The following is a 22919-nucleotide window of genomic DNA, read 5'->3' on the forward strand; positions in this document are numbered from 1 at the left end:
TGCTCGGGTCAAGCCCGAGCATGACGGTGGGAAGACCTTAGTCCTCAGGCCGCGTCGGCCATCACCTTCATCGAAACGATCGAATCGGGATCACGCACCGGCTCGCCGCGCTTGATGGTGTCGACATTCTCCATGCCTTCGACGACCTGGCCCCAGACGGTGTACTGCTTGTCGAGGAAGCGGGCATCGTCGAACACGATGAAGAACTGGCTGTTGGCCGAGTTCGGGTTCTGGGCGCGGGCCATCGAGCAGATGCCGCGGACATGCGGCTCGGCGTTGAACTCCTGCTTCAGGTCCGGATAGCTCGAACCGCCGGTGCCGGTGCCGTGCGGGCAGCCGACCTGGGCCATGAAGCCGTCGATGACGCGGTGGAAGACGATGCCGTCATAGAAGCCCTCGCGGGCGAGCAGCTTGATGCGCTCGACATGGCCGGGCGCGAGATCGGGACGCAGCTTGATCACCACCTTGCCCTTGGTGGTTTCCATGACGAGGGTGTTCTCGGGATCGAGGGACATCAGGTTTGCCTTTCATTGAGCCGCGTGCGGCCGTGGAAGCGGATGGTGAAGGGTCGCCCCGCGATACTCGCTCCGAGGCCCGCCGACAACCTCATCGGCGTGCAGGAGCGGATCGCGGCAACCGCAGAATCGCTGAAGCGCCGCTGGAATTCGGCATCGCCGCGCTTCGTCTCCCAGGTGACGCGCGGCTGGCCGAAGAGACTGCCGTCGCGCCGGAGGCTGAAGCGGAGCGAAACCATCGCGCCCGTCAGATCGCCTGGAAGCGGCGGCGGGTCCCAGCAGCGGCGGATCGCCGGGGCGATCTCGTCGAGCCGATCGACGGTTTCAATGCTCTCTGGCGGATTGTCAGGCGTGACCGAACCGATCAGGCCGATCTCGCCGCCACCGCGCAGCACGCGCGGGGTGCCGAGCCGGCGCTGGTCGAGGCCGGGGATGTCGTCGCCGCTGAACGGCCCGCCGACACCGGGATTGTAGCGCTGGCCGCTCTGCGGCGGCAGGATCGGGTTCTGCGAGCCCGAAGGCGGGGGCAGAACCGGATTCTGCGAGCCGGAGGGCGGCGGCAGGCCGAGATCGCGCGTGTCCTGCGCGAGCGCTCCGCCGACACCGAGCGCCAGGGCGATCCCGATCAGGGCCGTCCGAACCATCGCCGCACCCTCCCCAGCTCGCCCTGTCCGCTCTATCCTGGTTTACTTGGCGTCGGCCTGCATGCGCATGCGGACGATCTTGTCGGGGCCGCTGACCTGGCCATTATTGGCGCTGGCGCCCTTCTTGATCTTGCGGACGGCGTCCATGCCGGAAACCACTTCGCCGAAGAGCGTGTACTGGCCGGTCAGCGAGCCGCAGCCCTCGTAGCAGATGAAGAACTGCGAATTCGCCGAATCCGGCGACTGCGAACGGGCCATGCCGAGCGAGCCGACCTTGTAGGGCGTGGGCGTAAATTCGGCGGGCAGGTTCGGCAGGTCGGACTTGCCGGTGCCGGTGCCGGTCGGATCGCCGGTCTGGGCCATGAAGCCGTCGATGACGCGGTGGAAGACGATGCCGTCATAGAAGCCGCGCTTCACCAGCGTCTTGATCTGCGCGACATGCTTCGGCGCGAGGTCCGGCCGCAGGCGGATCGTCACCGGGCCGTCCTTGGTCTCGAGGATGACGGTGTTCTCGGGATCGGGCTTCGGCGTCTGAGCCTGGGCGAAACCGAGCGAGGCGACGACGGCAAGGGCGGCGAGCGAGCTGCGCAGCATGAAAATCTCCATGGCCGCCGGCGAGCCCGGCGGATGCCGGTCGATAGCCCTATCCTTTGGCCGGAACAAGGCATCGCGTCGATCAGCCGCCTGCCCTTGCTGCACTGCACAAGTGCAAGGAAGACTAATCTTGCAAAAATTCCAGGCTGAAGCTGCCTAAACTGATGACAGCGCCGTCACAATCGGCTAATCCTTCCGGCGCTGGGAGCGCTTTGCCAGTCGAAGCGCTGCGGACCAGGTCTCGGGAGGAGCAAACGCCCGCTTTGCAAAACGAGTCGCACGCTCTTTGAGACGTGTGCCGGTGCAGCGGTAAAAGCGGACTACCAAAGGCAAGGCATCGGCCTTGCCTTTTTTCTTGGGCGGTACCTTGAGCGGACGTGCCAATTTTCAGATGTCGTAGGTCACCCAGACATACCAGACGCCGGCGAAGATCACCGCCGCGATCAGCGAGGTGATGACGGCCTTCCTCAGCAAGCCCGGCAGCACGGGCGCGCCGGGCTCGGTGCCGGCCACGACATCGCCCGCCTCATGCTGGCTGCGGATGCCGAAGGGCAGCACCGCGAAAAGCGTGATCCACCAGATCACGAAATAGAGGGCGAGGCCGCCGACGATGTTCATGCCGCCTTCCCCGCGAGCGCGATGCAGGAGAAGGCGACCTTCGCCTCGGTCGGTACACCGAAGCGTGCGGTATGGCGGGCCGGCAAGCCGCCCGGGAAGTGCTTCACGTATTCGGCGTTGCAGGCGACGTAGTCGGCCGGGTCGGTGATCAGCATTGTCATCTGCACGACGCGGTCGAGGGAGCTCCCGGCCTCGGCCAGGATCTCGGCGACACGGCCGAGCGCGTTGCGGACCTCCTCGGCCGGGGTCTGGCCACGGTGGATGCCGCGCGCCGGGTCATGCGGCGCCGAGTGCCCGGAGACGAAAACGAGACCACCCGCGACGGTCGCGGCGCTGAAGGGGCGCGGCGAGCCGGCTTCTGGCTGGCCGAGAAAAGCAATGTCGGTCATCGTCGTCAGGCCTGTTCGAGTTCAACCAGCGTGCCCAGGAAATCCTTGGGGTGCAGGAACAGCACCGGCTTGCCATGGGCGCCGATGCGCGGCTCGCCCGAGCCGAGCACGCGCGCACCTTGCGCCTTGAGCCGGTCGCGTGCCGCGAGGATATCGTCGACCTCGTAGCAGATATGGTGGATGCCGCCATCGGCATTGCGCTCGAGGAACTTGGCGATCGGCGAGTCCGTACCGAGCGGCTCCAGCAATTCGATCTTGGTGTTGGGCAATTCGACGAAGACGACGGTGACGCCGTGCTCCGGCTCGGGCTGCGGCTGCGAGACGCGCGCGCCGAGCGTGTCGCGATAGAGCGCCGTCGAGGCTTCCAAGTCCTTCACCGCAATGGCGACGTGGTTCAGGCGTCCGATCATGTCTCTCTTCCCGATCACATCCATTCAACTCAGAAACACGGCGTCATCCCGGACAAGTCGCGATAGCGGCGCCGATCCGGGATCCATGCCTGAACCGTTCCGGTATGGATCCCGGGTCTTCGCTTCGCTACGCCCGGGATGACGGCGCACAGTTCATACGGGCCGTACCCTAAACCTCAATCACCAGCGCATGCACCAGCGGCTTCTTGCCCCACTCCTCATTGACCGCACTGCGCACGCCGCGCTCCAGCGCGTTGCGCAGGGCCTCGGGATCACGGCGGCGGGCCTTCGGGATATTGTCGAGGAGGTCACCGACCGTATCGGCGACATATTCGTCGAAATCGATGCCGCCGAGCGTGCGCGGCGGCAGGCCGAGCACCGCGATCTCCGGCTCGCCGGCAATGCCGCCCTTGTCGTCGACGGCGACCGCGATCGAAACGATGCCGGCGAAGGACAGGCGGCGGCGCTCCTGAATGGTCTTCTCAAGAGCGTTCACCAGCACGGCACCGTCCTGATAGAGCCGGCCATGCCGGACCTCATCGACCTTGCGGGCGCCCTCTCCCGAGATCGCGACGACGTCGCCATTGCCGGCGCGCAGAACATGCTTCACGCCGAGGCTGCGGGCGAAGGTTTCGTGCTCGGCCAGATGCAGGTCCTCGCCATGAGCGGGGATCGCGATCTGCGGCTTCAGCCAACCATAGAGCCGGGCCATCTCCTCGCGGCGGGGGTGACCGGAGACATGGACCAGATGGGTCCGGTCCGTGATGATCTCGATCTTGTCGCGGGCGAGCGCGTTCAGGATGTTGCCGACCGACTTCTCGTTGCCGGGGATGGTGCGCGACGAAAAGATCACGCGGTCGCCGGGCGAGAGCGCGATCTCGGGATGGTCGTCCGAGGCGATGCGCGAGAGCGCGGCGCGCGGCTCGCCTTGGCTGCCGGTGACCAGCGCCACGACCTTGTCGCGCGGCAGATAGCCATAGGCATCGACCGCGCGGAAGCCGGGGATGCCGTCGAGATAGCCGCATTCGCGGGCGACATCGATGACGCGGTCCATGGCGCGGCCGACGACCACGACCTCGCGCTGATCGGCCATCGCCGCCTCGGCGACGGCGCGCAAGCGTGCCACGTTCGACGCGAAGGTGGTGACCGCGACGCGGCCCGGCGCCGAGTGGATCAGCTCCTTCAGCTTGGCCGCGACATCGGCCTCGCTCGGGCTGATGCCGTCGCGCATGACATTGGTCGAGTCGCAGACCAGCGCCAGAACGCCCTCCTCGCCAAGCTCGCGCAGGCGCTTCTCGTCGGTCGGCAGGCCGACCTGCGGCGTCGGATCGATCTTCCAGTCGCCGGTATGGACGACGAGGCCGGCCGGCGTGCGGATGGCGAGCGCGTTCGATTCCGGAATCGAATGCGCCACGGGCACGAACTCGATATCGAAGGGCCCCAGCGTGATCGCCCCGCCCTGCGGCACGACATTGATGTCGACACTCGGCGCGCCTGGCTCGGAAAGGCGGCGCGTCGCGAGCAGGCCGGCGGCGAAGCGCGTGCAGTAGACCGGAGCGCGCAATGAGGGCCAGAGCGCGGCGAGCGCACCGATATGATCCTCATGGGCGTGGGTGATGATGATGCCGAGAAGGTTCGCCCGTTCCTCGATGATGTAGCGCAGATCGGGCAGGACGATATCGACGCCCGGCGCCTCCGGCCCGGCGAATGACAGGCCGCAATCGACCAGAATCCACTTTCGTCGGCCCTCGGGCCCGAAGCCATAGAGAGCGGCGTTCATGCCGATCTCGCCGAGGCCGCCGAGGGGAACGAAGACGAGCTGGTCGGAGGAGCGGGTCACTGGCAATCCTGATTCTGGCAATGGCTTGATCTATGCCGCGTGATGGCAACGAGCCCTAGCACGCCAGCGAGATGGCCTCCAGATCGACGGAGGCCGGGCAATAGGCTCGGTCAGCCCGGAGGTCCGAAGAAGAGGTCGCCCGCATCGATCACGCGGCGGCCGGATTCTGTTTCGAGTTCGAGGCGCCCGGTCGGGTCAAGACCGATGAAGACGCCGCTGAGCGGCCCCTCGGGCAGGCGGATGGTGATGGTCTCGCCGAGGAAGGCGGCGCGCTCCAGCCAGGCGGCGCGGGTCGGCCCAAAGCCGCCGGGTTGCGACCAGATGGCGAAGCGCTGGGCGAAGGCGTCGCTGAGGCCCGTCAGCATGGCTTCGACATTGGCCTGCGGCGCCACGGCCTTGAGAAAGGTCGCAGGGTACGGCGTGTCCGTGGGGCAGGAGGCGATATTGACGCCGCAGCCGACGATGACATTGAAGCGCCCTGCCCGGCTCTCGCCCTCCAGCAGCAGGCCGGAGGTCTTGGCCCGATCGAGCAAGAGGTCGTTCGGCCATTTCAGCCGGAGGCCGGAGGCGGCCGGGCCGAGCAGTTTCGCCGCGGCATCGTGCAGGGCGAGGCCCACGACGAAGCCGAGCTGCGGCGCCAAGGCCGGCTCACACGGGTCGGTCAGGAGCAAGCTGGCGTAGAGATTGCCGGGCGGCGAGCCCCATTGCCGGCCATGCCGGCCGCGGCCGGCGTTCTGGCTGCGGGCGACGATCCAGAGTTTGCCCGGCTCGCCCTGATCGAGCGCGCGACGGGCCTCCTCCATGGTGGAGCCGACCTCGTCGCGGACGATCAACCGATAGCCCGCGGCGCGGGCCGCCTCACCGAGCATGGAAATCGGCCCACGTCGTCATGCTCGCCCTTGTGGCGAGCATCCACGTCTTGAACACAGCCTTCGACCAGAGAAGACGTGGATGGTCGGGACAAGCCCGACCATGACGGGGAAGCATCAAAACAGCGACTTCGCCGCAGCGGCCGCCGTGTCGAACAGCGGCGCCGGAACCAGCGAGAGCACCAGCACGAAGAGCGCCGAGACCAGCAGCACGGTGCGCACGCCGAGATCCGACTTCTCGAAAGCCGGCTTCGGCTCGTCGAAATACATCACCTTGACGAGGCGCAGGTAGTAATAGGCGCCGACGACGCTGGTCAGCACGCCGATCACGGCGAGCACGTAGAGCTTGGCGTTGATCGCGGCGAGGAAGACGTACCACTTCGCCCAGAAGCCGGCGAGCGGCGGGATGCCGGCGAGCGAGAACATCATCATCGCCATCGCGAAGGCCATCCAGCCGTTGGTGCGGGACAGGCCGGCGAGTTCCGAAATGTCCTCGACCAGCTTGCCGTCGCGGCGCATCATCAGCACGCAGGCAAAGGCGGCGAGCGTCGTGGCGAGATAGATCGCCATGTAGGTCATCACGCCCTGCACGCCCTCGGCCGTGCCGGCCGCGAGGCCGACCAGCGCATAACCCATATTGGCGATCGAGGAGTAGGCGAGCAGGCGCTTGATGTTGCGCTGGCCGATCGCTGCGAAGGCGCCGAGGCCCATCGAGGCGATCGAGATGAAGACGATGATCTGGCGCCAGTCATGAATCGCGCCGGGGAAGGCGCCGATGAAGACGCGGATCACCATCGCCATGGCGGCCATCTTCGGCGCCGAGGCGAAGAAGGCGGCGACCGGGGTCGGCGCGCCCTCGTAGACGTCCGGCGTCCACATGTGGAACGGCACCGCCGAGATCTTGAAGGCGACGCCCGCCGCGATGAAGACGATGCCGAAAATCAGGCCGATGCCGGCATGGCCGCCGGCCGTCGCGGCCGCGATGCCCGGGAAGGTGACGGTGCCGGTGAAACCATAGACCAGCGAGCCGCCATAGAGCAGCATGCCCGACGAGAGCGCGCCGAGCACGAAGTACTTCAGGCCGGCCTCGGTCGACTTGGCGTTGTCGCGGTCGAAGGCTGCGACGACATAGAGCGCCAGCGACTGCAACTCGAGGCCGACATAGAGGCTGATGAGATCGTTGGCCGAGATCATCATCATCATGCCGATCGTCGCGAGCACGACGAGGATCGGGAACTCGAAACGCATCGTGCCCTGGCGCCGTAGCGTATCGGCCGAGAGCAGGATGGAGGCGCCCGCGCCGAGCAAGGTCAGCACCTTCATGAAGCGAGCGAAGCCGTCGACGATGAAGCCATCGTTGAAGGTCAGCATCTTGCCCGTGCCGGACACGACCATGACCAGCGCGACCGCGAGCAATGCCAGCGCCAGCCCTTCGAGCAGGCGCGTCGAGCGCTCCCCCTGGATCGCGCCGACCAGCACCATCGCGATGGCGCCGAGGGCGAGGATGATTTCCGGCAGGGCCGGGCCGAGAGCGGGCAGAGCCATGACGAGACCTTACTGCGCGGCTGCCAGCGCCGTCTTCGCAACGGCGAGGGCTGCCTGATAGTTCTTGATGAGCGCTTCGGTCGGCGCCGCGAAGGCGTCGAGGATCGTGTGCGGCTGGATGCCGTACCAGATCGTCAGCAGGACGAGCGGGACCAGCGTCACGTATTCGCGCGCGCTCAGGTCCTTGATGTCCTTCAGCTCAGGCTTCACCAGTTCGCCGAAGACGACGCGGCGATAGAGCCAGAGCGCATAGGCAGCCGAGAGGATGACGCCTGAGGTCGCGAAGAACGCCACCCAGGGATTGGCGCGGAAAGCGCCGAGCAGCGTCAGGAACTCGCCGACGAAGCCGGCCGTGCCGGGCAGGCCGACATTGGCCATGGTGAAGACCATGAAGACGACGGCATAGGCCGGCATCCGGTTCACCAGGCCGCCATAGGCCGCGATCTCGCGGGTATGCATGCGATCGTAGATCACGCCGACGCAGAGGAAGAGCGCGCCGGAGACCAGCCCGTGGCTGACCATCTGGAACATCGCGCCCTGAATGCCCTGCGGCGTCAGGGTGAACAGCCCCATCGTGACGAAACCCATATGAGCCACCGACGAATAGGCGATCAGCTTCTTCATGTCCTCCTGCATCAGCGCCACCAGCGAGGTGTAGACGATGGCGACGACCGAGAGGGCGAAGACCAGCGGGGCGAACAGCGCCGAGGCTTCCGGGAACATCGGGATCGAGAAGCGGATGAAGCCGTAACCGCCCATCTTCAGCAGGATCGCGGCCAGCACGACGGAGCCGGCTGTCGGCGCCTCGACGTGCGCGTCGGGCAGCCAGGTATGGACCGGCCACATCGGCATCTTCACCGCGAAGGAGGCGAAGAAGGCGAGCCACAGCCAAGTCTGCATCTGCGACGGGAACTTATGCGCCAGCAGCGTCGGGATGTCGGTCGTGCCGGCGTTCCAGTACATCGCCATCACGGCGAGCAGCATCAGGACCGAGCCGAGCAGCGTGTAGAGGAAGAACTTGTAGGACGCATAGACGCGCCGCTTGCCGCCCCAGATGCCGATGATCAGGAACATCGGGATCAGGCCTGCCTCGAAGAACAGGTAGAACAGCACGAGGTCGAGCGCCGCGAAGACGCCGATCATCAGCGCTTCCAGCACCAGGAACGCGATCATGTATTCGCGCACCCGCTTCTCGACCGAAGTCCAGGAGGCGACGATGCAGAACGGCATCAGGAAGGCCGTCAGCACGATGAAGGGGAAAGAGAAGCCGTCGACGCCGAGCTTGAACTTGATGGCGTCCGAAACCCAGGCGTGGGTCTCGACCATCTGGAAGCCGGGATTGGCGATGTCGAAGCGGTTCCAGGCGACGCAGGCAAGCAGGAAGGTCAGGCCGGTCGTGAACAGCGCGATCCAGCGCGCATTTGAATCGACCGCCGCCTGATCGCCGCGCTGGACGAGAATCAGGACCGCGCCGACCAGCGGCAGGACGAGAAGACCGGTGAGGATACCGAAGCCGAAGAAGGACATCATCTCACCCGCGAGCCACGAGATACCAGGTCACGAGCCCAGCGACGCCGATCAGCATGGCGAAGGCATAGTGATAGAGATAGCCGGTCTGCAGCCGGACCACCCGGTTGGTGACGTCGACCACGCGGGCCGAGACGCCGTCCGGGCCGAAGCCGTCAATGACCAGACCGTCGCCCTTCTTCCAGAGGAAGCGGCCGAGCCATTTCGACGGACGCACGAACAGGAAGTCGTAGAGCTCGTCGAAATACCACTTGTTGAGCAGGAACTGGTAGAGCGCCGGGTTGGCGGCGGCCAGCTTGCCGGGCACGTCCGGGCGGCGGACATACATGTAGTAGGCGAGCACGAAGCCGATCACCATCGCCACGAAGGGCGACCAGACGACCCATTTCGGCACTTCGTGCATGGCGTGCAGGATGTGGTTGTCCTTGCCCATGAACAGGGCCGACTTCCAGAACGTCTCGAAGTCGTGGCCGATGAAGGCTTCCTTGAAGACGAAGCCGGCAGCGACCGCGCCGACCGAGAGCACGGCGAGCGGGATCAGCATCACCCACGGGCTCTCATGCGGCGTGTGGTCGTGACCATGGCCGTGATCGTCATGGCCATGCGCGGCGTGCGCGTGGTCGTCATGGCCGTGACCATGCGAGTCGTGCCCATGCCCCCAGCGCGGCTTGCCCTCGAAGGTCATGAAGTAGAGCCGCCAGGAGTAGAACGAGGTCATGCAGGCCGCGATGACCAGCAGCGGGAAGGCATAGCTCGTCGCAGCGGCGCTATGGGCGGCATAGGCGCTCTCGATGATCGCATCCTTCGAGAAATAGCCGGCGAGGAACGGGAAGCCGGTCAGCGCCAGCGTGCCGATCGTCATGGCGAGCGCGGTCAGCGGGATGTGCTTCCGGAGGCCACCCATGTGGCGCATGTCCTGCTCGTGATGCATCGCATGGATGACCGAGCCGGCGCCCAGGAAGAGCAGCGCCTTGAAGAAGGCGTGGGTGAAGAGGTGGAAGATGCCGGCGCCGTAATTGCCGACGCCGAGCGCGACGAACATGTAGCCGAGCTGCGAGCAGGTCGAATAGGCGATGACGCGCTTGATGTCGTTCTGCACGAGGCCGACCGTCGCCGCGAAGAAGGCGGTGGTGGCGCCGATGACGACGACGACCGTGAGCGCGACCGGTGCGTATTCGAAGACCGGGGACAGGCGCGCCAACATGAAGACGCCGGCGGTGACCATGGTAGCGGCATGGATGAGGGCCGAAACCGGGGTCGGGCCTTCCATCGCGTCCGGCAGCCAGGTGTGCAGCAGGAACTGCGCGGACTTGCCCATGGCGCCCATGAAGAGCAGCAGGCAGGTCAGGGTCAGGGCGTTCCAGTCATAGCCGAGGAAGCGGAAGCTCTGGTTCACCAGTTCGCCGGCGCGCGGGAAGATCGCGTCGAAGCCGACAGAGCCGAACAGCACGAAAACGAGGAAGATGCCGAGCGAGAAGCCGAAATCGCCGACGCGGTTGACGATGAAGGCCTTCATCGCGGCCGCATTGGCCGAGGGTTTCTGATACCAGAAGCCGATGAGGAGATAGGAGGCGAGACCGACGCCTTCCCAGCCGAAGAACATCTGGACGAGGTTGTCCGACGTCACCAGCATCAGCATCGCGAAGGTGAAGAGCGAGAGATAGGCGAAGAAGCGCGGACGGTGCGGGTCCTCGTGCATGTAGCCGATCGAATAGAGGTGCACGAGGCTGGAGACCGTGTTGACCACGACCAGCATCACCGCGGTCAACGTATCGACGCGGAAGGCCCAATCGACCTGCAGCTGTCCCGACGAGATCCAGCTCGCGACCTGCACGCGGGTCGTGCCGGAGCCGAAGCCGACCTGGATGAAAGCGACCCAGGACAGGAGGGCGGAGACGATCAGCAGCGAGGTCGTGACGATCTCGGAGCCGCGTGCGCCGATCAGCCGGCCGAACAGGCCGGCGATCAGGAAGCCGATGAGAGGGAGGAAGACGATCGCGTGATACATGGCAGTGAGGTCCAGGCGCGAGGGCGCGCTCAGCCTTTCATCATGTTGATGTCTTCCACCGCGATCGTGCCGCGGTTGCGGAAGTAGACGACGAGAATGGCGAGGCCGATCGCGGCCTCAGCCGCCGCCACCGTGAGCACGAGCAGCGCGAAGACCTGGCCGACGATGTCGTTCAGGAAGCTCGAGAAGGCGACGAAGTTCAGGTTGACCGAGAGCAGGATGAGCTCGACCGACATCAGGATAACGATGATGTTCTTGCGGTTGACGAAGATGCCGAGCACGCCGAGCGTGAACAGGATGGCACTGACCGCGAGATAATGGCCCAGTCCGATCGTCATCACGCCATCTCCTCGGGAACGCCGGCGCGCGAAGGCACCTGCTTGACCGCCATCGCCGCGTCCTTGGTGCGGGCGTTCTGGGTCGGGACATGCTGGCGCTTGATGCCGGGCCGCTCGCGCAGCGTCAGCACGATCGCGCCGATCATGGCGACGAGCAGCACGAGGCCGGCCGCCTGGAAGTAGTAGACATACTGGGTGTAGAGCACGCGGCCGAGCGCCTCGGTGTTCGAGATGCCCGCCGGGATCGCGGCGACCGGCGCCTTGACGATCTGCGGATCGATGACCCAGGCGCCGACGACCAGCAGGAGCTCGACGGCGAAGATGAAGCCGATCAGCGCGCCGATCGGCAGGTAGTTCAGGAAGCCCTGGCGGAACTCGGCGAAATCGACGTCGAGCATCATCACCACGAAGAGGAACAGCACCGCGACCGCGCCGACATAGACGACGACCAGCAGCATCGCGAGGAACTCGGCACCGAGCAGCATGAACAGCCCGGCCGCATTGACGAAGGCCAGGATGAGGTAGAGCACCGAGTGCACGGGATTGCGCGAGGTCACCACCATGAAGGCGGATGCCACGGTGATGCCTGCGAAGAGATAGAAGAAAGCCGCTGCGGCATTCATCTCGGTCAGCCCTTCCCGCCCCTTTTCGGCGCGGTCCTCGTTTGGTTCGTGCTCCGGGACTCAAAGGACCCCGAGCAATTTGGAGCGTCTATAATCAGGCCCGCCGGGCGGGACAACCGCACGGCGGGTCTGTGAACTCAATTGCACCCTGCAACGTCATCCCGGACAAGCGAAGCGCCGATCCGGGATTCATCGTAAAGCGCGGTTCCCTCCGATGGGTCCCAGATCGGCGCCGCTTCGCGGCTTGTCCGGGATGACGCCGGAGAGGTCAATCAACTACCGATAGGGCGCGTCCATCGCGATGTTGCGCGCGATCTCGCGTTCCCAGCGCGCGCCGTTCGCGAGCAGCTTGTCCTTGTCGTAGAACAGCTCCTCGCGGGTCTCGGTCGCGAACTCGAAATTCGGCCCCTCGACGATGGCATCGACCGGGCAGGCTTCCTGGCAGAAGCCGCAGTAGATGCACTTGGTCATGTCGATGTCGTAACGGGTGGTGCGGCGCGTGCCGTCGTTGCGGCGCGGGCCGGCCTCGATGGTGATGGCCTGCGCCGGGCAGATCGCCTCGCAGAGCTTGCAGGCGATGCAACGCTCCTCGCCGTTCGGATAGCGGCGCAAGGCATGCTCGCCACGGAAGCGCGGCGAGAGCTGGCCCTTCTCGAACGGGTAGTTCAGCGTCGCCTTCGGCTTGAAGAAATAGCGCATCGACAGGCCGATAGCCCCGACGAACTCCTTCAGCAGCAGGCCCCTTGCGGCTTGCGCGAGTGACATCGCCTTCGTCCTTTACATCCTCAGCCGAACACCGTCCGGCCGATCACGAAACCCAGAACCGGCATCAAGCCGATCGTCATCACAACCAGCACCGCCCGCAGGATGCGGATGCGGCGCTCGTAATCATCCTTCTCGGCCTGCGTCTCGGAGCGATCCGTGCGCCGGAGCGCCCCGATCACCACGGCCGACATCAGCCGGTATTCCAGCAGGCCGAGCCCGAAGCCGATCAGGGCACCGAGCGGGCCGGCCCAACTCATCCCGCCACCGGCCCCCAGCCGGTCAGCTGCAGCACCAGCGCCACGATCACCACGCAAGCGAGCGAGAGCGGCAGGAAGACCTTCCAGCCCAGGCGCATCAACTGGTCGTAGCGGTAGCGCGGCACGAAGGCCTTCACCAGCGCGAACATGAAGAACACGAAGCAGACCTTGAGCGCGAACCAGAACACGCCGGGCAGCCAGGTGAAGGGCGGCAGCGCGACCGGAGGCGCCCAGCCGCCGAGGAAGAGGATCGTGGTCAGCGAGCACATGGTCATGATCGCCACGTATTCGCCGAGCATGAACAGCAGGTACGGGGTCGAGGAATACTCGACCATGAAGCCCGCCACGAGCTCGGATTCCGCCTCGGCCAGATCGAAGGGCGGCCGGTTCGTCTCGGCCAGCGCCGAGATGAAGAAGACCACGAACATCGGGAAGAGCGGGATGAAGTACCAATTCAGGATCGAGAGCCACGGCACGCCGAGCGCGTGCGCCAGACCCCTGTTCTGCTGCGCCTCGACCACCGCCGAGAGGTTCAGCGAGCCGACGCAGAGCAGCACGGTGATGATGACGAAGCCGATCGAGACCTCGTAGGAGACCATCTGCGCCGCCGAGCGCAGCGCGCTCATGAACGGGTACTTCGAGTTCGAGGCCCAGCCGGCCATGATGATGCCGTAGACGCCGAGCGACGAGATCGCGAGGATGTAGAGCACGCCGACATTGATGTCGGCGATCGCCCAGCCTTCCGCCACCGGGATCACCGCCCAGGCGCCGAGCGCCAGCAGGCAGGAGATGAACGGCGCCAGCAGGAAGATGCCCTTGTTCGCGCCCGACGGGATGATCGGCTCCTTGAGCGCGAACTTGATCAGGTCCGCGAAGCTCTGGAACAGGCCCCAGGGTCCGACCACGTTCGGGCCGCGGCGAAGCTGCACCGCCGCCCAGACCTTGCGGTCGGCCAGCAGGATATAGGCGATGAAGACCAGGAGGCAGACCAGCAGCAGCAGGCTCTTGCCGAGGATGATCGCGATATCGAGGACGAGGTCCCAGTTCATGGCCGCTTACTCCGCCGCCTGCTGATGCCGGCCAGAGGCCAGCGCCGAGCATTCCGCCATGATGGCGGAGGCACGCGCGATCGGGTTGGTCTGATAGAAATCGGCGACGACGGGCGCGAAGCCCGCCTTGTCGGTCTTGCCGCCGAGGCCGGCGAGCTTGCCGATCTCCGAGGCGTCATTGGCCGGCAGGCCGTCGAGCGCCGCGAAATGCGGATGCACCTCATAGAGCGCCTTGCGCAGGCCGGACAGCGAGTCGAAGGGCAGCGTCTTGCCCAGCGTCGCGGAGAGCGCGCGCAGGATCGCCCAGTCCTCGCGGGCGTCGCCCGGCGGGAAGGTGGCGCGGTCGCCCATCTGCACACGGCCTTCCGTGTTCACATAGGTGCCGGACTTCTCGGTATAGGCCGCGCCCGGCAGGATGACATCGGCGCGGTGTGCGCCCTTGTCGCCATGCGTGCCCTGATAGACGACGAAGGCACCGTCCGGCACCTCGATCTCGTCAGCTCCAAGCAGGAAGAGCACATCGAGCGCGCCCGGCTTGACCATGGCAGCCGCATCGAGACCCCCCTCACCCGGCACGAAGCCGAGATCGAGCGCGCCGACGCGGGCAGCGGCGGTGTGGATCACGCCGAAGCCGTTCCAGCCCTCGGTGATCGCACCGAGCGCCTGCGCCGCCTTGGCGGCGAGCGAAAGCACGGCCTCGCCGTCGGCACGGGCGAGAGCGCCCTGCCCGACCAGCACCATCGGCTTGCCGCCAGCGGCTTGGGCCGATTTCACGACCTCGGCCAGCGTCTCAGGGCCGGCGCCGAGATAGTCATAGGTGTAGGTCAGGTCGGCCTTCTCGCCGATGACGGAAACCTTGAAGTCGCCGCGCAGCCAGCGCTTGCGGATGCGGGCGTTCAGGATCGGCGCCTCACGGCGCGGGTTCGAGCCGATGATCAGCAGCGAGGTCGCGTCCTCGATGCCGGCGATGCCGGCGTTGAGGACGTAGGACGCACGGCCGAACTTCGGATGCAGCTTAGTGCCATCCTGGCGGGCGTCGAGATTGGCGGAGCCGAGCGAGGCGATCAGGCTCTTCAGCGCGAACATGTCCTCGACCGCGGCGAGATCGCCGGCGATGGCGCCGATCTTCTCAGGCGACGTCGCCTTCACCTTGCCGGCAATGGCGGCGAAAGCCTCGTTCCAGCTCGCGGGACGCAGGCGGCCGTTCTCGCGGATATAGGGCCGGTCGAGACGCTGGGTCTTCAGGCCATCGGCGACATGGCGGGTCTTATCGGAGATCCACTCCTCGTTCACCGCCTCGTTGAGGCGGGGCAGGATGCGCATCACTTCCTTGCCGCGCGAGTCGACGCGGATGGCCGAGCCGACCGCGTCCATCACGTCGATGCTCTCGGTCTTGGAGAGCTCCCAGGGCCGGGCCTTGTTCTGGTAGGGCTTCGAGGTCAGCGCGCCGACCGGGCAGAGATCGACGACGTTGCTCTGGAGCTCCGACGACATCGCCTGCTCGAGATAGGTCGTGATCTCCATGTCCTCGCCGCGGCCGATGGCGCCGAGATCGGAGGCGCCGGCAACCTCGGTGGTGAAGCGGACGCAGCGCGTGCACTGGATGCAGCGCGTCATCGTCGTCTTGACCAGCGGGCCGATATACTTGTCCTCGACCGCGCGCTTGTTCTCGGCATAGCGCGAGGTATCCGCGCCATAGGCCATCGCCTGGTCCTGCAGGTCGCATTCGCCGCCCTGGTCGCAGATCGGGCAGTCGAGCGGGTGGTTGATGAGCAGGAACTCCATCACCCCTTCGCGGGCCTTCTTGACCATCGGAGACTTGGTCAGGACGACCGGCGGCTCGCCGTTCGGGCCGGGGCGCAGGTCGCGCACGCCGATGGCGCAGGAGGCCTGCGGCTTCGGCGGACCGCCCTTCACCTCGACGAGGCACATGCGGCAGTTGCCGGCGATCGAGAGGCGCTCGTGGAAGCAGAAGCGCGGCACCTCGACGCCCGCGGCCTCGCAGGCCTGGAGCACGGTGTACTCGGCGGGAACGTCGACCTCGACGCCGTCGATGAGGAGTTTCGTCATGGTCTCACTCCGCCGCCATCAGGCGCACAGGCTCGCTGTGCGGGTTGGCGGCATAGTCGTCGATGCGCTGCTCGATCTCGTGACGGAAATGCGCGATCAGGCCCTGGATCGGCCAGGCTGCGGCATCACCGAGCGCGCAGATCGTGTGGCCCTCGATCTGCTTGGTGACGTCGAGCAGCATGTCGATCTCGCGCTTCTGGGCACGGCCTTCGGCCATGCGTTCCATGACGCGCCACATCCAGCCCGTGCCCTCGCGGCAGGGCGTGCACTGGCCGCAGCTCTCGTGCTTGTAGAAATGGCTGATGCGGGCGATGGCGCGGACGATGTCGGTCGACTTGTCCATCACGATCACCGCCGCCGTGCCGAGGCCGGAGCGCAGCTTCGAGAGCGAGTCGAAATCCATCGGTGTGTCGATGATCTGCTCGGCCGGAACCATGCGAACCGACGAGCCGCCGGGGATGACCGCCTTGAGATTGTCCCAGCCGCCGCGGATGCCGCCGCAATGCTTGTCGATCAGCTCGCGGAAGGTCAGGCCCATCGCCTCTTCGACGTTGCAGGGCTTGTTCACATGGCCCGAGACGCAGAAGAGCTTGGTGCCGACATTGTTCGGCGTGCCGATCGAGGAGAACCAGCTCGCGCCGCGGCGCAGGATGGTCGGGGCGACCGCGATCGACTCCACGTTGTTCACCGTGGTCGGGCAGCCATAGAGGCCCATATTGGCCGGGAATGGCGGCTTCAGCCGCGGCATGCCCTTCTTGCCCTCGAGGCTCTCCAGCAGCGCCGTCTCTTCGCCGCAGATATAGGCGCCGGCGCCGTGATGCACATAGAGATCAAAGGGATAGCCGTGGACATTGTCCTTGCCGATGAGCTTGGCCGCATAGGCCTCGTCGACCGCGCGCTGCAGCGCCTCGCGCTCCCGCACATACTCGCCGCGGATATAGATATAGGCCGCATGCGCACCCATCGCGAAGGAGGCGATCAGGCAGCCCTCGACCAGCGTATGCGGGTCGTTGCGCATGATCTCGCGATCCTTGCAGGTGCCCGGCTCCGACTCGTCGGCATTGACGACGAGATAATGCGGGCGCCCGTCGCTGACCTTGGGCATGAACGACCATTTCAGCCCGGTCGGGAAGCCGGCGCCGCCACGGCCGCGCAGGCCGGACTTCTTCATCTCGTCGATGATCCAGTCCCGGCCCTGCTCCAGGATGAACTTGGTGCCATCCCAGGCGCCGCGCTGGATCGCACCCTTCAGGGTACGGTCATGCAGGCCGTAGAGATTGGTGAAGATGCGATCGCGATCTGCGAGCATGTCCTAGTGCCTCACTCTGCCGGCTTGTCGCCAAGCTTCGACTCCGGGCGCCAGCCCGTCGCGAGCTTCTTCGACTGAGCAATCCAGTCGTCACGCTCCGCCCGGCCCTTGAAGCCGGTCAGCCGCGCATCGACCCAGGCGAGCTCCGCCGGTGTCCATTTGGCGATCTGGTCGTAGTGCCAGACCCCCATCTCGTTGAGCATCTTGCCGAGCTTCGGCCCGACGCCCCAGATCAGTTCGAGATCGTCGCCCTTGCCACCGCGCGCGGCGGCCAGCAGTTCGGGCTTGCTCTCGTCGACCGCAGGCTTGGCAGCCTCGGCGACATCCTTCTTCTCGACCTTGCCCTTGGCGGCAGCGGTCTCGCTCGCAGGCTTCTCGGCAACGGCTGCCGGGGTTGCCTCGGCCTTCTTCGCCTCGGCCTCGGCGGCCTTCTTGGCTTCCGCCTCGGCAGCGGCCTTCGCAGCCGCGGCTTCGGCCGCGGCCTTGCGCTGCTCGACGATGCGCTTCTGCCAGTCGCCGGCGCCGATCATCGAGCCGTCATAGAGCGCCTTGTCGGTCAGCGTCTGCGGACCGCCTTCCGGCTCGGAGCCGGTGCGGCCGTTCTGCGGGCCGGGCTTGGTGGCGCGGCCGTTGCGGAGATCGTCGAGAAGCTGGCGGAAATTTGCCGGCGTCAGGTCCTCGTAATAGTCGACATTGATCTGCGCCATCGGGGCGTTGCAGCAGGCGCCCAAGCACTCGACTTCGAGCCAGGAGAGCTTGCCGTCGGCGGTCACGGTCGATTGCGGGCCGATGACGTCCTCGCAGACCTTCTTCAGCGCTTCGGCGCCGCGCAGCGCGCAGGGCGTCGTGCCGCAGAGCTGGACGAAGAACTCGCCGACCGGCTGCAGGTTGAACATGGTGTAGAAGGTCGCGACCTCCAGCACCCGCATCGGCGCCATGCCGAGGCGCTTCGCGACGGTCTCGATCACCGCGCGCGAGACCCAGCCCTCCTGCTCCTGTGCCTTCCACAGAAGCGGAATGACGGCGGACGCCTGGCGGCCTTCCGGATACTTGGCGATCTGCTGGACGATCCAGTTCTCGTTCGCTGCGGTGAAGGCGAAGGAGGCGGGCTGGACCGGATCAGGGGCGAGACGACGGACGGACATCAGCGGTCAACTTCACCAAAGACGATATCGAGGGAGCCGAGGATCGCGGAGACGTCGGCGAGCATGTGCTTGCGGCACATGAAATCCATGGCCTGGAGATGGGCGAAGCCCGGCGCCTTGATCTTGCAGCGATAGGGCTTGTTGGTGCCGTCGGAGACCAGATAGACGCCGAATTCGCCCTTCGGCGCCTCGACCGCGGCATAGACCTCGCCGGCCGGGACCTTGTAGCCCTCGGTATAGAGCTTGAAATGGTGGATCAGCGCTTCCATCGAGCGCTTCATCTCACCGCGCTTGGGCGGCACCATCTTGCCGTCGAGCGAGGAGACCGGGCCGCCGCCATCCGGCGCCAGGAGCTTGTCGCAGCACTGCTTCATGATGCGCACCGACTGGCGCATCTCTTCCATGCGGATGTGGTAGCGATCGAAGCAGTCGCCGTTCTTGCCGACGGGGATGTCGAATTCCATCTCCTCGTAGCACTCGTAGGGCTGCGACTTGCGCAGGTCCCAGGGCGCGCCGGAGCCGCGCACCATCACGCCCGAGAAGCCCCATTTCCAGCAGGTCTCGAGATCGACCACGCCGATATCGACGTTGCGCTGCTTGAAGATGCGGTTGTCGCTGAGCAGGCCTTCGAGGTCGTCGCAGACCTTGAGGAACGGATCGCACCATTCGGCGATGTCATGGATCAGCGAGACCGGGATATCCTGGTGCACGCCACCGGGGCGGACATAGGCCGCATGCATGCGCGCGCCGCAGGCCCGCTCGTAGAAGATCATCAGCTTCTCGCGCTCCTCGAAGCCCCAGAGCGGAGGCGTGAGGGCGCCGACGTCCATCGCCTGCGTCGTGACGTTCAGCAGATGCGAGAGGATGCGGCCGATCTCGGAATAGAGCACGCGGATGAGCTGGCCGCGGCGCGGCACGGTCACGCCGACGAGGCGTTCGACCGCGAGCGCATAGGCGTGCTCCTGGTTCATCGGCGCGACATAGTCGAGCCGGTCGAAATAGGGCACGGCCTGGAGGTAGGTCTTGGCCTCGATCAGCTTCTCGGTGCCGCGATGCAGCAGGCCGATATGCGGATCGACGCGCTCGACGATCTCGCCGTCGAGCTCCAGCACGAGGCGCAGCACGCCGTGCGCCGCCGGGTGCTGCGGGCCGAAGTTGATCGAGAAATTGCGGATATTGTGCTCGGTCATGCTCAGCCCGCCTGTTTCGCGGCGAATTCGGCGATCACCTGCGCGCCGGTCTTGCGGCTTCGCTCACCGGCGAAGGCGTAGAGGGCAGGCTTCTCGTCGATGAAGATCTCTTCGGCGAAGGTGAAGGACGACAAGTCGTCGAAGGCCTGGAAGGCGACCGCGACATGGCCGTCACCGCCCTCGCGCAGGCGCCAGAACAGGCTCGTCCCGCAGGTCTTGCAGAAGACGCGCTCGGCCCAGTCGGAGGACGGATAGACGCCGAGCGCCTGCTCATCCGCAACCGACACGCCGGAACACGGCACCGCCATGAAGACGCCGCCGCTCCATTTCCGGCACATGCCGCAATGGCAGACATCCATCTCGGCCTTCTCGGGCTTGGCGGTGAAACGCACCGCGCCGCAGAGGCAGCCGCCGGACAGGGGTTGCTGGCCAGACGCCATCACGCCCCCTTCGCCTTCTCGTCGCCCGGCAGCACGTAATCCGTGCCTTCCCAGGGCGAAAGGAAATCGAAGTTGCGGAATTCCTGGTTGAGCTTCACCGGCTCGTAGACGACACGCTTCTGCTCGTCGTCGTAGCGAACCTCGACGAAGCCGGTCAGCGGGAAGTCCTTGCGCAGCGGATAACCCTCGAAGCCGTAATCGGTGAGGATGCGGCGCAGGTCCGGATGGCCGGAGAACAGGATGCCGTAGAAATCATAGGCCTCGCGCTCGAACCAGTTCGCCGCCGGGAAGACCTCGATGACGGAGGGAACGGGCGTCGCCTCGTCGGTCTGGACCTTCACGCGAATGCGGCGGTTATGGTGCGGCGCCAGCAGGTGGTAGACGACGTCGAAGCGCTTCTCGCGGCCGGGATAGTCGGCGCCGGCGATGTCGGTGAAGTTCACGAAGCGGAAGCGCGGATCGCTGTACAGCGTGCGCAGCACCTCGACGATCGAAGCCGCCTCGGCATGGATCGTGAGTTCCTCGAAGGCGACGACGGCCTCCGTCACCGCGCCGGGCAGCGCGGCCTTGATCTCTTCGCCGAGTTGTACGAGCGCTTCGCTCATCGTCTCACCTTCATCGCCTGCAGCATCGACCGAAAGAGCGCTCAGCGCTCGATCGTGCCGGTGCGGCGGATCTTCTTCTGCAGCAGCAGGACGCCGTAGAGCAGCGCCTCCGCCGTCGGCGGGCAGCCCGGGACATAGATGTCGATCGGGACGATGCGGTCGCAGCCACGTACCACCGAGTAGCTGTAGTGGTAATAGCCGCCGCCATTGGCGCAGGAGCCCATCGAGATGACGTAGCGCGGCTCCGGCATCTGGTCGTAGACCTTGCGCAGCGCCGGGGCCATCTTGTTGGTCAGCGTGCCCGCCACGATCATCACGTCGGACTGGCGCGGTGAGGCGCGCGGCGCAAAGCCGAAGCGCTCGACGTCGTAGCGCGGCATCGAGAGCTGCATCATCTCGACGGCGCAGCACGCAAGACCGAACGTCATCCACATCAGCGAGCCCGTGCGAGCCCAGTTGATCAGGTCGTCGGTCGTGGTGACGAGGAAGCCCTTGTCGGCGAGTTCGTTGTTGATCTCGACGAAGAACGGATCACGCGCCCCCAACGGCTTGCCGTCGGGACCGAGCAAACCCCTCGGCGCCTGCGCGACGAGCGGATCACCACGATCGATCGCTGTGACTGCCATGACCTATTCCTTGTGAACCTTTGCCTGCCGGATCGAATGCGGAGCGCCGCCTCGCAACCCGACAGTCAGTCCCACTCCAGCGCGCCCTTGCGCCACTCGTAGATGAAACCCACGGTGAGCACGCCGAGAAAGACCATCATCGACCAGAAACCATACCAGCCGAGCCCGCCGAAGGCGACGGCCCAGGGGAACAGGAACGCGACCTCGAGATCGAAGATGATGAAGAGAATCGCGACCAGATAGAATCGGACGTCGAATTTCATGCGGGCATCGTCGAAGGCGTTGAAGCCGCATTCATAGGCCGAGAGCTTTTCCGCGTCCGGCTTGGAATAGGCGATCGCGAAGGGCGCGATCAGCAGGGCCAGGCCGATCACCGCCGAGACGCCGATGAACAGCACCAGCGGCAGGTAGTCGCTCAGAATGGATGGCACCGTGGCAGCTTGCATGGTCGAACTCATTTCAGGCGGCCGTGGCGCGGCTCGCTGTCTCAGTCGCTTAGACCCTCGATTAGAATGAAGCAAGACTCCGCCGCGCCGCACAATCGCCGCATCCGGGTTGAACCCGGCGCAGAATACGGCAAAATCCGGCCAAGTCTCGCCGCAGCCCTGCCATGCATCGGTGAAAAATCGACAAAACCGCCTGCTTTCGGCATGCGGCAGCGGCAGCATCCGTTCACCGTGCCGAATCGTTGCCGGCTGCGCGAGCGCTTTATCCCGAAAGGCCTTCGATGTTTCGTGATCCCCGCCCCGCTCGTCTGCCATCCATTTGCGGGCGCCCGGCCGCGCTATGAGCCCGGCCTGCCTTTCGCGCGTGCTGGCCATGCCGGCGCTCGCCCTGCTGCTCTCGACGACCGCGATCTGCGCCCAGGAGGGAGAGCCGATGCGCGCGCCCCTGCCGCCACAGCGCCCGTTCGATCTCGACCTCGAGGGCACGCCGAAGCTGCCACCGATCATCGTTCCGCCGCCGACGCCGCGTGCCTCGGCTCCCGATACTCCTGTGCCCGCCCCCTCCGAGGCAACGCCCCCAGCGGCGCCGGCTCAGGAAACCCCACCCACCGAAGCCACGCCGCCCAACCCCGGCGAGCCGGATGACGACGAAGGCGTCGAGTGGCCGAAGCTGACGCCCGGCCAGAAGGCCGGCGCCGAGCCCGATTTCGATCCGAACGAAAAGCCGGAGCGGCCGGGCATCTCGACCGATCCCGGCACCTCGATCACCTGCCTGCCGCAGGAACTGAAGGAGATCCTCGGCAAGATCGCCGACAAATACGGGGCGGTGAAGGTGACCTCGACCTGGCGCCCACCCTGGCGCGCCCGGCGCGGCTCCTATCACAAGGGCTGCCAGGCGATGGATTTCCGCGTCCCCGGCGTCAGGCCGCGGCTGGTGCTGGAATGGGTGCGCGCCCTGCCCGAGGTCGGCGGCAACCATGTCTACTGGAACGGGCTGATCCATATCGATACCGGGCCGCGCCGGCCCTGGTGAGCGCGGCGGGGTCTGAACCTCTGTCGCGGCAGCTCATTCCTCTTGCGCAGGACCACGGCGTCAT

At 65.9% G+C, this 22919-nt stretch carries 25 protein-coding genes; 1 reads left to right on the plus strand and 24 read right to left on the minus strand.

All coding sequences use genetic code 11. From position 1 onward, the window contains the following. Positions 1-44: 44 nt before the first annotated feature. From ACODTJ_RS06395 to ACODTJ_RS06510, 24 genes are all read right to left on the minus strand, one after another. Positions 45-515 carry a peptidylprolyl isomerase gene (locus ACODTJ_RS06395; protein ID WP_454657139.1) on the minus strand — a complete coding sequence of 157 codons (471 nt, stop codon included), beginning with the start codon at positions 513-515 and terminating at the stop codon, positions 45-47. Next, positions 515-1159, minus strand: coding sequence for a hypothetical protein (locus ACODTJ_RS06400; RefSeq protein WP_488847904.1), 645 nt, complete (start codon positions 1157-1159; stop codon positions 515-517). The genes ACODTJ_RS06395 and ACODTJ_RS06400 overlap by 1 nt, the downstream gene beginning before the upstream one ends. 42 nt (positions 1160-1201) lie before the next feature. Continuing rightward, positions 1202-1753, minus strand: a complete 552-nt coding sequence (locus tag ACODTJ_RS06405) for a peptidylprolyl isomerase (protein WP_454657141.1) — start codon at positions 1751-1753, stop codon at positions 1202-1204. Positions 1754-2140: 387 nt separating this feature from the next. Continuing rightward, the gene (locus ACODTJ_RS06410) at positions 2141-2371 is read right to left on the minus strand and encodes a DUF1467 family protein (protein ID WP_454657142.1); all 231 of its coding nucleotides are present in this window, start codon (positions 2369-2371) and stop codon (positions 2141-2143) included. Further along, positions 2368-2760: a RidA family protein gene (locus ACODTJ_RS06415; protein WP_454657143.1), complete on the minus strand. Its 393-nt coding sequence runs from the start codon at positions 2758-2760 to the stop codon at positions 2368-2370. Before ACODTJ_RS06415 ends, ACODTJ_RS06410 begins: the two co-directional genes overlap by 4 nt. 5 nt (positions 2761-2765) lie before the next feature. After that, positions 2766-3170, minus strand: a complete 405-nt coding sequence (mce, locus tag ACODTJ_RS06420; RefSeq protein ID WP_454657144.1) for a methylmalonyl-CoA epimerase — start codon at positions 3168-3170, stop codon at positions 2766-2768. A 169-nt stretch (positions 3171-3339) separates the two neighbouring features. Next, complete coding sequence (locus tag ACODTJ_RS06425) at positions 3340-5010, minus strand: ribonuclease J (RefSeq protein WP_454657145.1); 1671 nt, start codon at positions 5008-5010, stop codon at positions 3340-3342. A gap of 110 nt (positions 5011-5120) precedes the next feature. Further along, a complete protein-coding gene (locus ACODTJ_RS06430) occupies positions 5121-5879 on the minus strand; it encodes a biotin--[acetyl-CoA-carboxylase] ligase (protein ID WP_454657146.1) in 759 nt (252 codons plus the stop codon). 117 nt (positions 5880-5996) lie between these two features. Further along, positions 5997-7424: an NADH-quinone oxidoreductase subunit NuoN gene (gene nuoN / locus ACODTJ_RS06435; RefSeq protein ID WP_454657147.1), complete on the minus strand. Its 1428-nt coding sequence runs from the start codon at positions 7422-7424 to the stop codon at positions 5997-5999. Positions 7425-7433: 9 nt separating this feature from the next. Next, positions 7434-8954, minus strand: coding sequence for an NADH-quinone oxidoreductase subunit M (locus ACODTJ_RS06440; RefSeq protein WP_454657148.1), 1521 nt, complete (start codon positions 8952-8954; stop codon positions 7434-7436). Between the two features lies 1 nt (position 8955). Continuing rightward, on the minus strand, positions 8956-10959 hold the full coding sequence (nuoL, locus tag ACODTJ_RS06445) for an NADH-quinone oxidoreductase subunit L (protein WP_454657149.1): 2004 nt from the start codon (positions 10957-10959) through the stop codon (positions 8956-8958). 29 nt (positions 10960-10988) lie between these two features. Continuing rightward, positions 10989-11297, minus strand: a complete 309-nt coding sequence (gene nuoK, locus ACODTJ_RS06450; protein WP_336812933.1) for an NADH-quinone oxidoreductase subunit NuoK — start codon at positions 11295-11297, stop codon at positions 10989-10991. Further along, positions 11297-11920, minus strand: coding sequence for an NADH-quinone oxidoreductase subunit J (locus ACODTJ_RS06455; protein ID WP_454657150.1), 624 nt, complete (start codon positions 11918-11920; stop codon positions 11297-11299). Before ACODTJ_RS06455 ends, nuoK begins: the two co-directional genes overlap by 1 nt. A gap of 276 nt (positions 11921-12196) precedes the next feature. Continuing rightward, positions 12197-12685 carry an NADH-quinone oxidoreductase subunit NuoI gene (gene nuoI / locus ACODTJ_RS06460; protein WP_038367698.1) on the minus strand — a complete coding sequence of 163 codons (489 nt, stop codon included), beginning with the start codon at positions 12683-12685 and terminating at the stop codon, positions 12197-12199. Positions 12686-12705: 20 nt separating this feature from the next. Next, the gene (locus ACODTJ_RS06465; protein WP_454657151.1) at positions 12706-12942 is read right to left on the minus strand and encodes a hypothetical protein; all 237 of its coding nucleotides are present in this window, start codon (positions 12940-12942) and stop codon (positions 12706-12708) included. After that, positions 12939-13991 (minus strand): NADH-quinone oxidoreductase subunit NuoH, encoded by a 1053-nt coding sequence (gene nuoH / locus ACODTJ_RS06470; protein WP_454032797.1) that lies wholly within the window; start codon positions 13989-13991, stop codon positions 12939-12941. The genes ACODTJ_RS06465 and nuoH overlap by 4 nt, the downstream gene beginning before the upstream one ends. Positions 13992-13997: 6 nt before the next feature. Then, positions 13998-16061 carry an NADH-quinone oxidoreductase subunit NuoG gene (gene nuoG / locus ACODTJ_RS06475; RefSeq protein WP_454657152.1) on the minus strand — a complete coding sequence of 688 codons (2064 nt, stop codon included), beginning with the start codon at positions 16059-16061 and terminating at the stop codon, positions 13998-14000. Between the two features lie 4 nt (positions 16062-16065). Next, complete coding sequence (gene nuoF / locus ACODTJ_RS06480) at positions 16066-17370, minus strand: NADH-quinone oxidoreductase subunit NuoF (RefSeq protein ID WP_454657153.1); 1305 nt, start codon at positions 17368-17370, stop codon at positions 16066-16068. A gap of 11 nt (positions 17371-17381) precedes the next feature. Then, the gene (nuoE, locus tag ACODTJ_RS06485; RefSeq protein WP_454657154.1) at positions 17382-18515 is read right to left on the minus strand and encodes an NADH-quinone oxidoreductase subunit NuoE; all 1134 of its coding nucleotides are present in this window, start codon (positions 18513-18515) and stop codon (positions 17382-17384) included. Beyond that, positions 18515-19705: an NADH-quinone oxidoreductase subunit D gene (locus ACODTJ_RS06490; RefSeq protein WP_199092713.1), complete on the minus strand. Its 1191-nt coding sequence runs from the start codon at positions 19703-19705 to the stop codon at positions 18515-18517. The genes nuoE and ACODTJ_RS06490 overlap by 1 nt, the downstream gene beginning before the upstream one ends. A 2-nt stretch (positions 19706-19707) precedes the next feature. Next, complete coding sequence (locus ACODTJ_RS06495; protein WP_454657155.1) at positions 19708-20145, minus strand: GFA family protein; 438 nt, start codon at positions 20143-20145, stop codon at positions 19708-19710. Next, positions 20145-20750, minus strand: coding sequence for an NADH-quinone oxidoreductase subunit C (locus tag ACODTJ_RS06500; RefSeq protein WP_454657156.1), 606 nt, complete (start codon positions 20748-20750; stop codon positions 20145-20147). The genes ACODTJ_RS06495 and ACODTJ_RS06500 overlap by 1 nt, the downstream gene beginning before the upstream one ends. Before the next feature lie 41 nt (positions 20751-20791). Continuing rightward, positions 20792-21376 (minus strand): NuoB/complex I 20 kDa subunit family protein, encoded by a 585-nt coding sequence (locus ACODTJ_RS06505; protein WP_454657157.1) that lies wholly within the window; start codon positions 21374-21376, stop codon positions 20792-20794. A gap of 65 nt (positions 21377-21441) precedes the next feature. Continuing rightward, positions 21442-21822, minus strand: coding sequence for an NADH-quinone oxidoreductase subunit A (locus ACODTJ_RS06510; protein ID WP_374678812.1), 381 nt, complete (start codon positions 21820-21822; stop codon positions 21442-21444). Between the two features lie 373 nt (positions 21823-22195). On the opposite strand from ACODTJ_RS06510, the gene ACODTJ_RS06515 reads away from it, so the two are divergent. Beyond that, a complete protein-coding gene (locus ACODTJ_RS06515; protein WP_488847916.1) occupies positions 22196-22855 on the plus strand; it encodes a YcbK family protein in 660 nt (219 codons plus the stop codon). Positions 22856-22919: the final 64 nt, after the last annotated feature.

Source organism: Allobosea sp. FG18 (genome assembly GCF_057809495.1).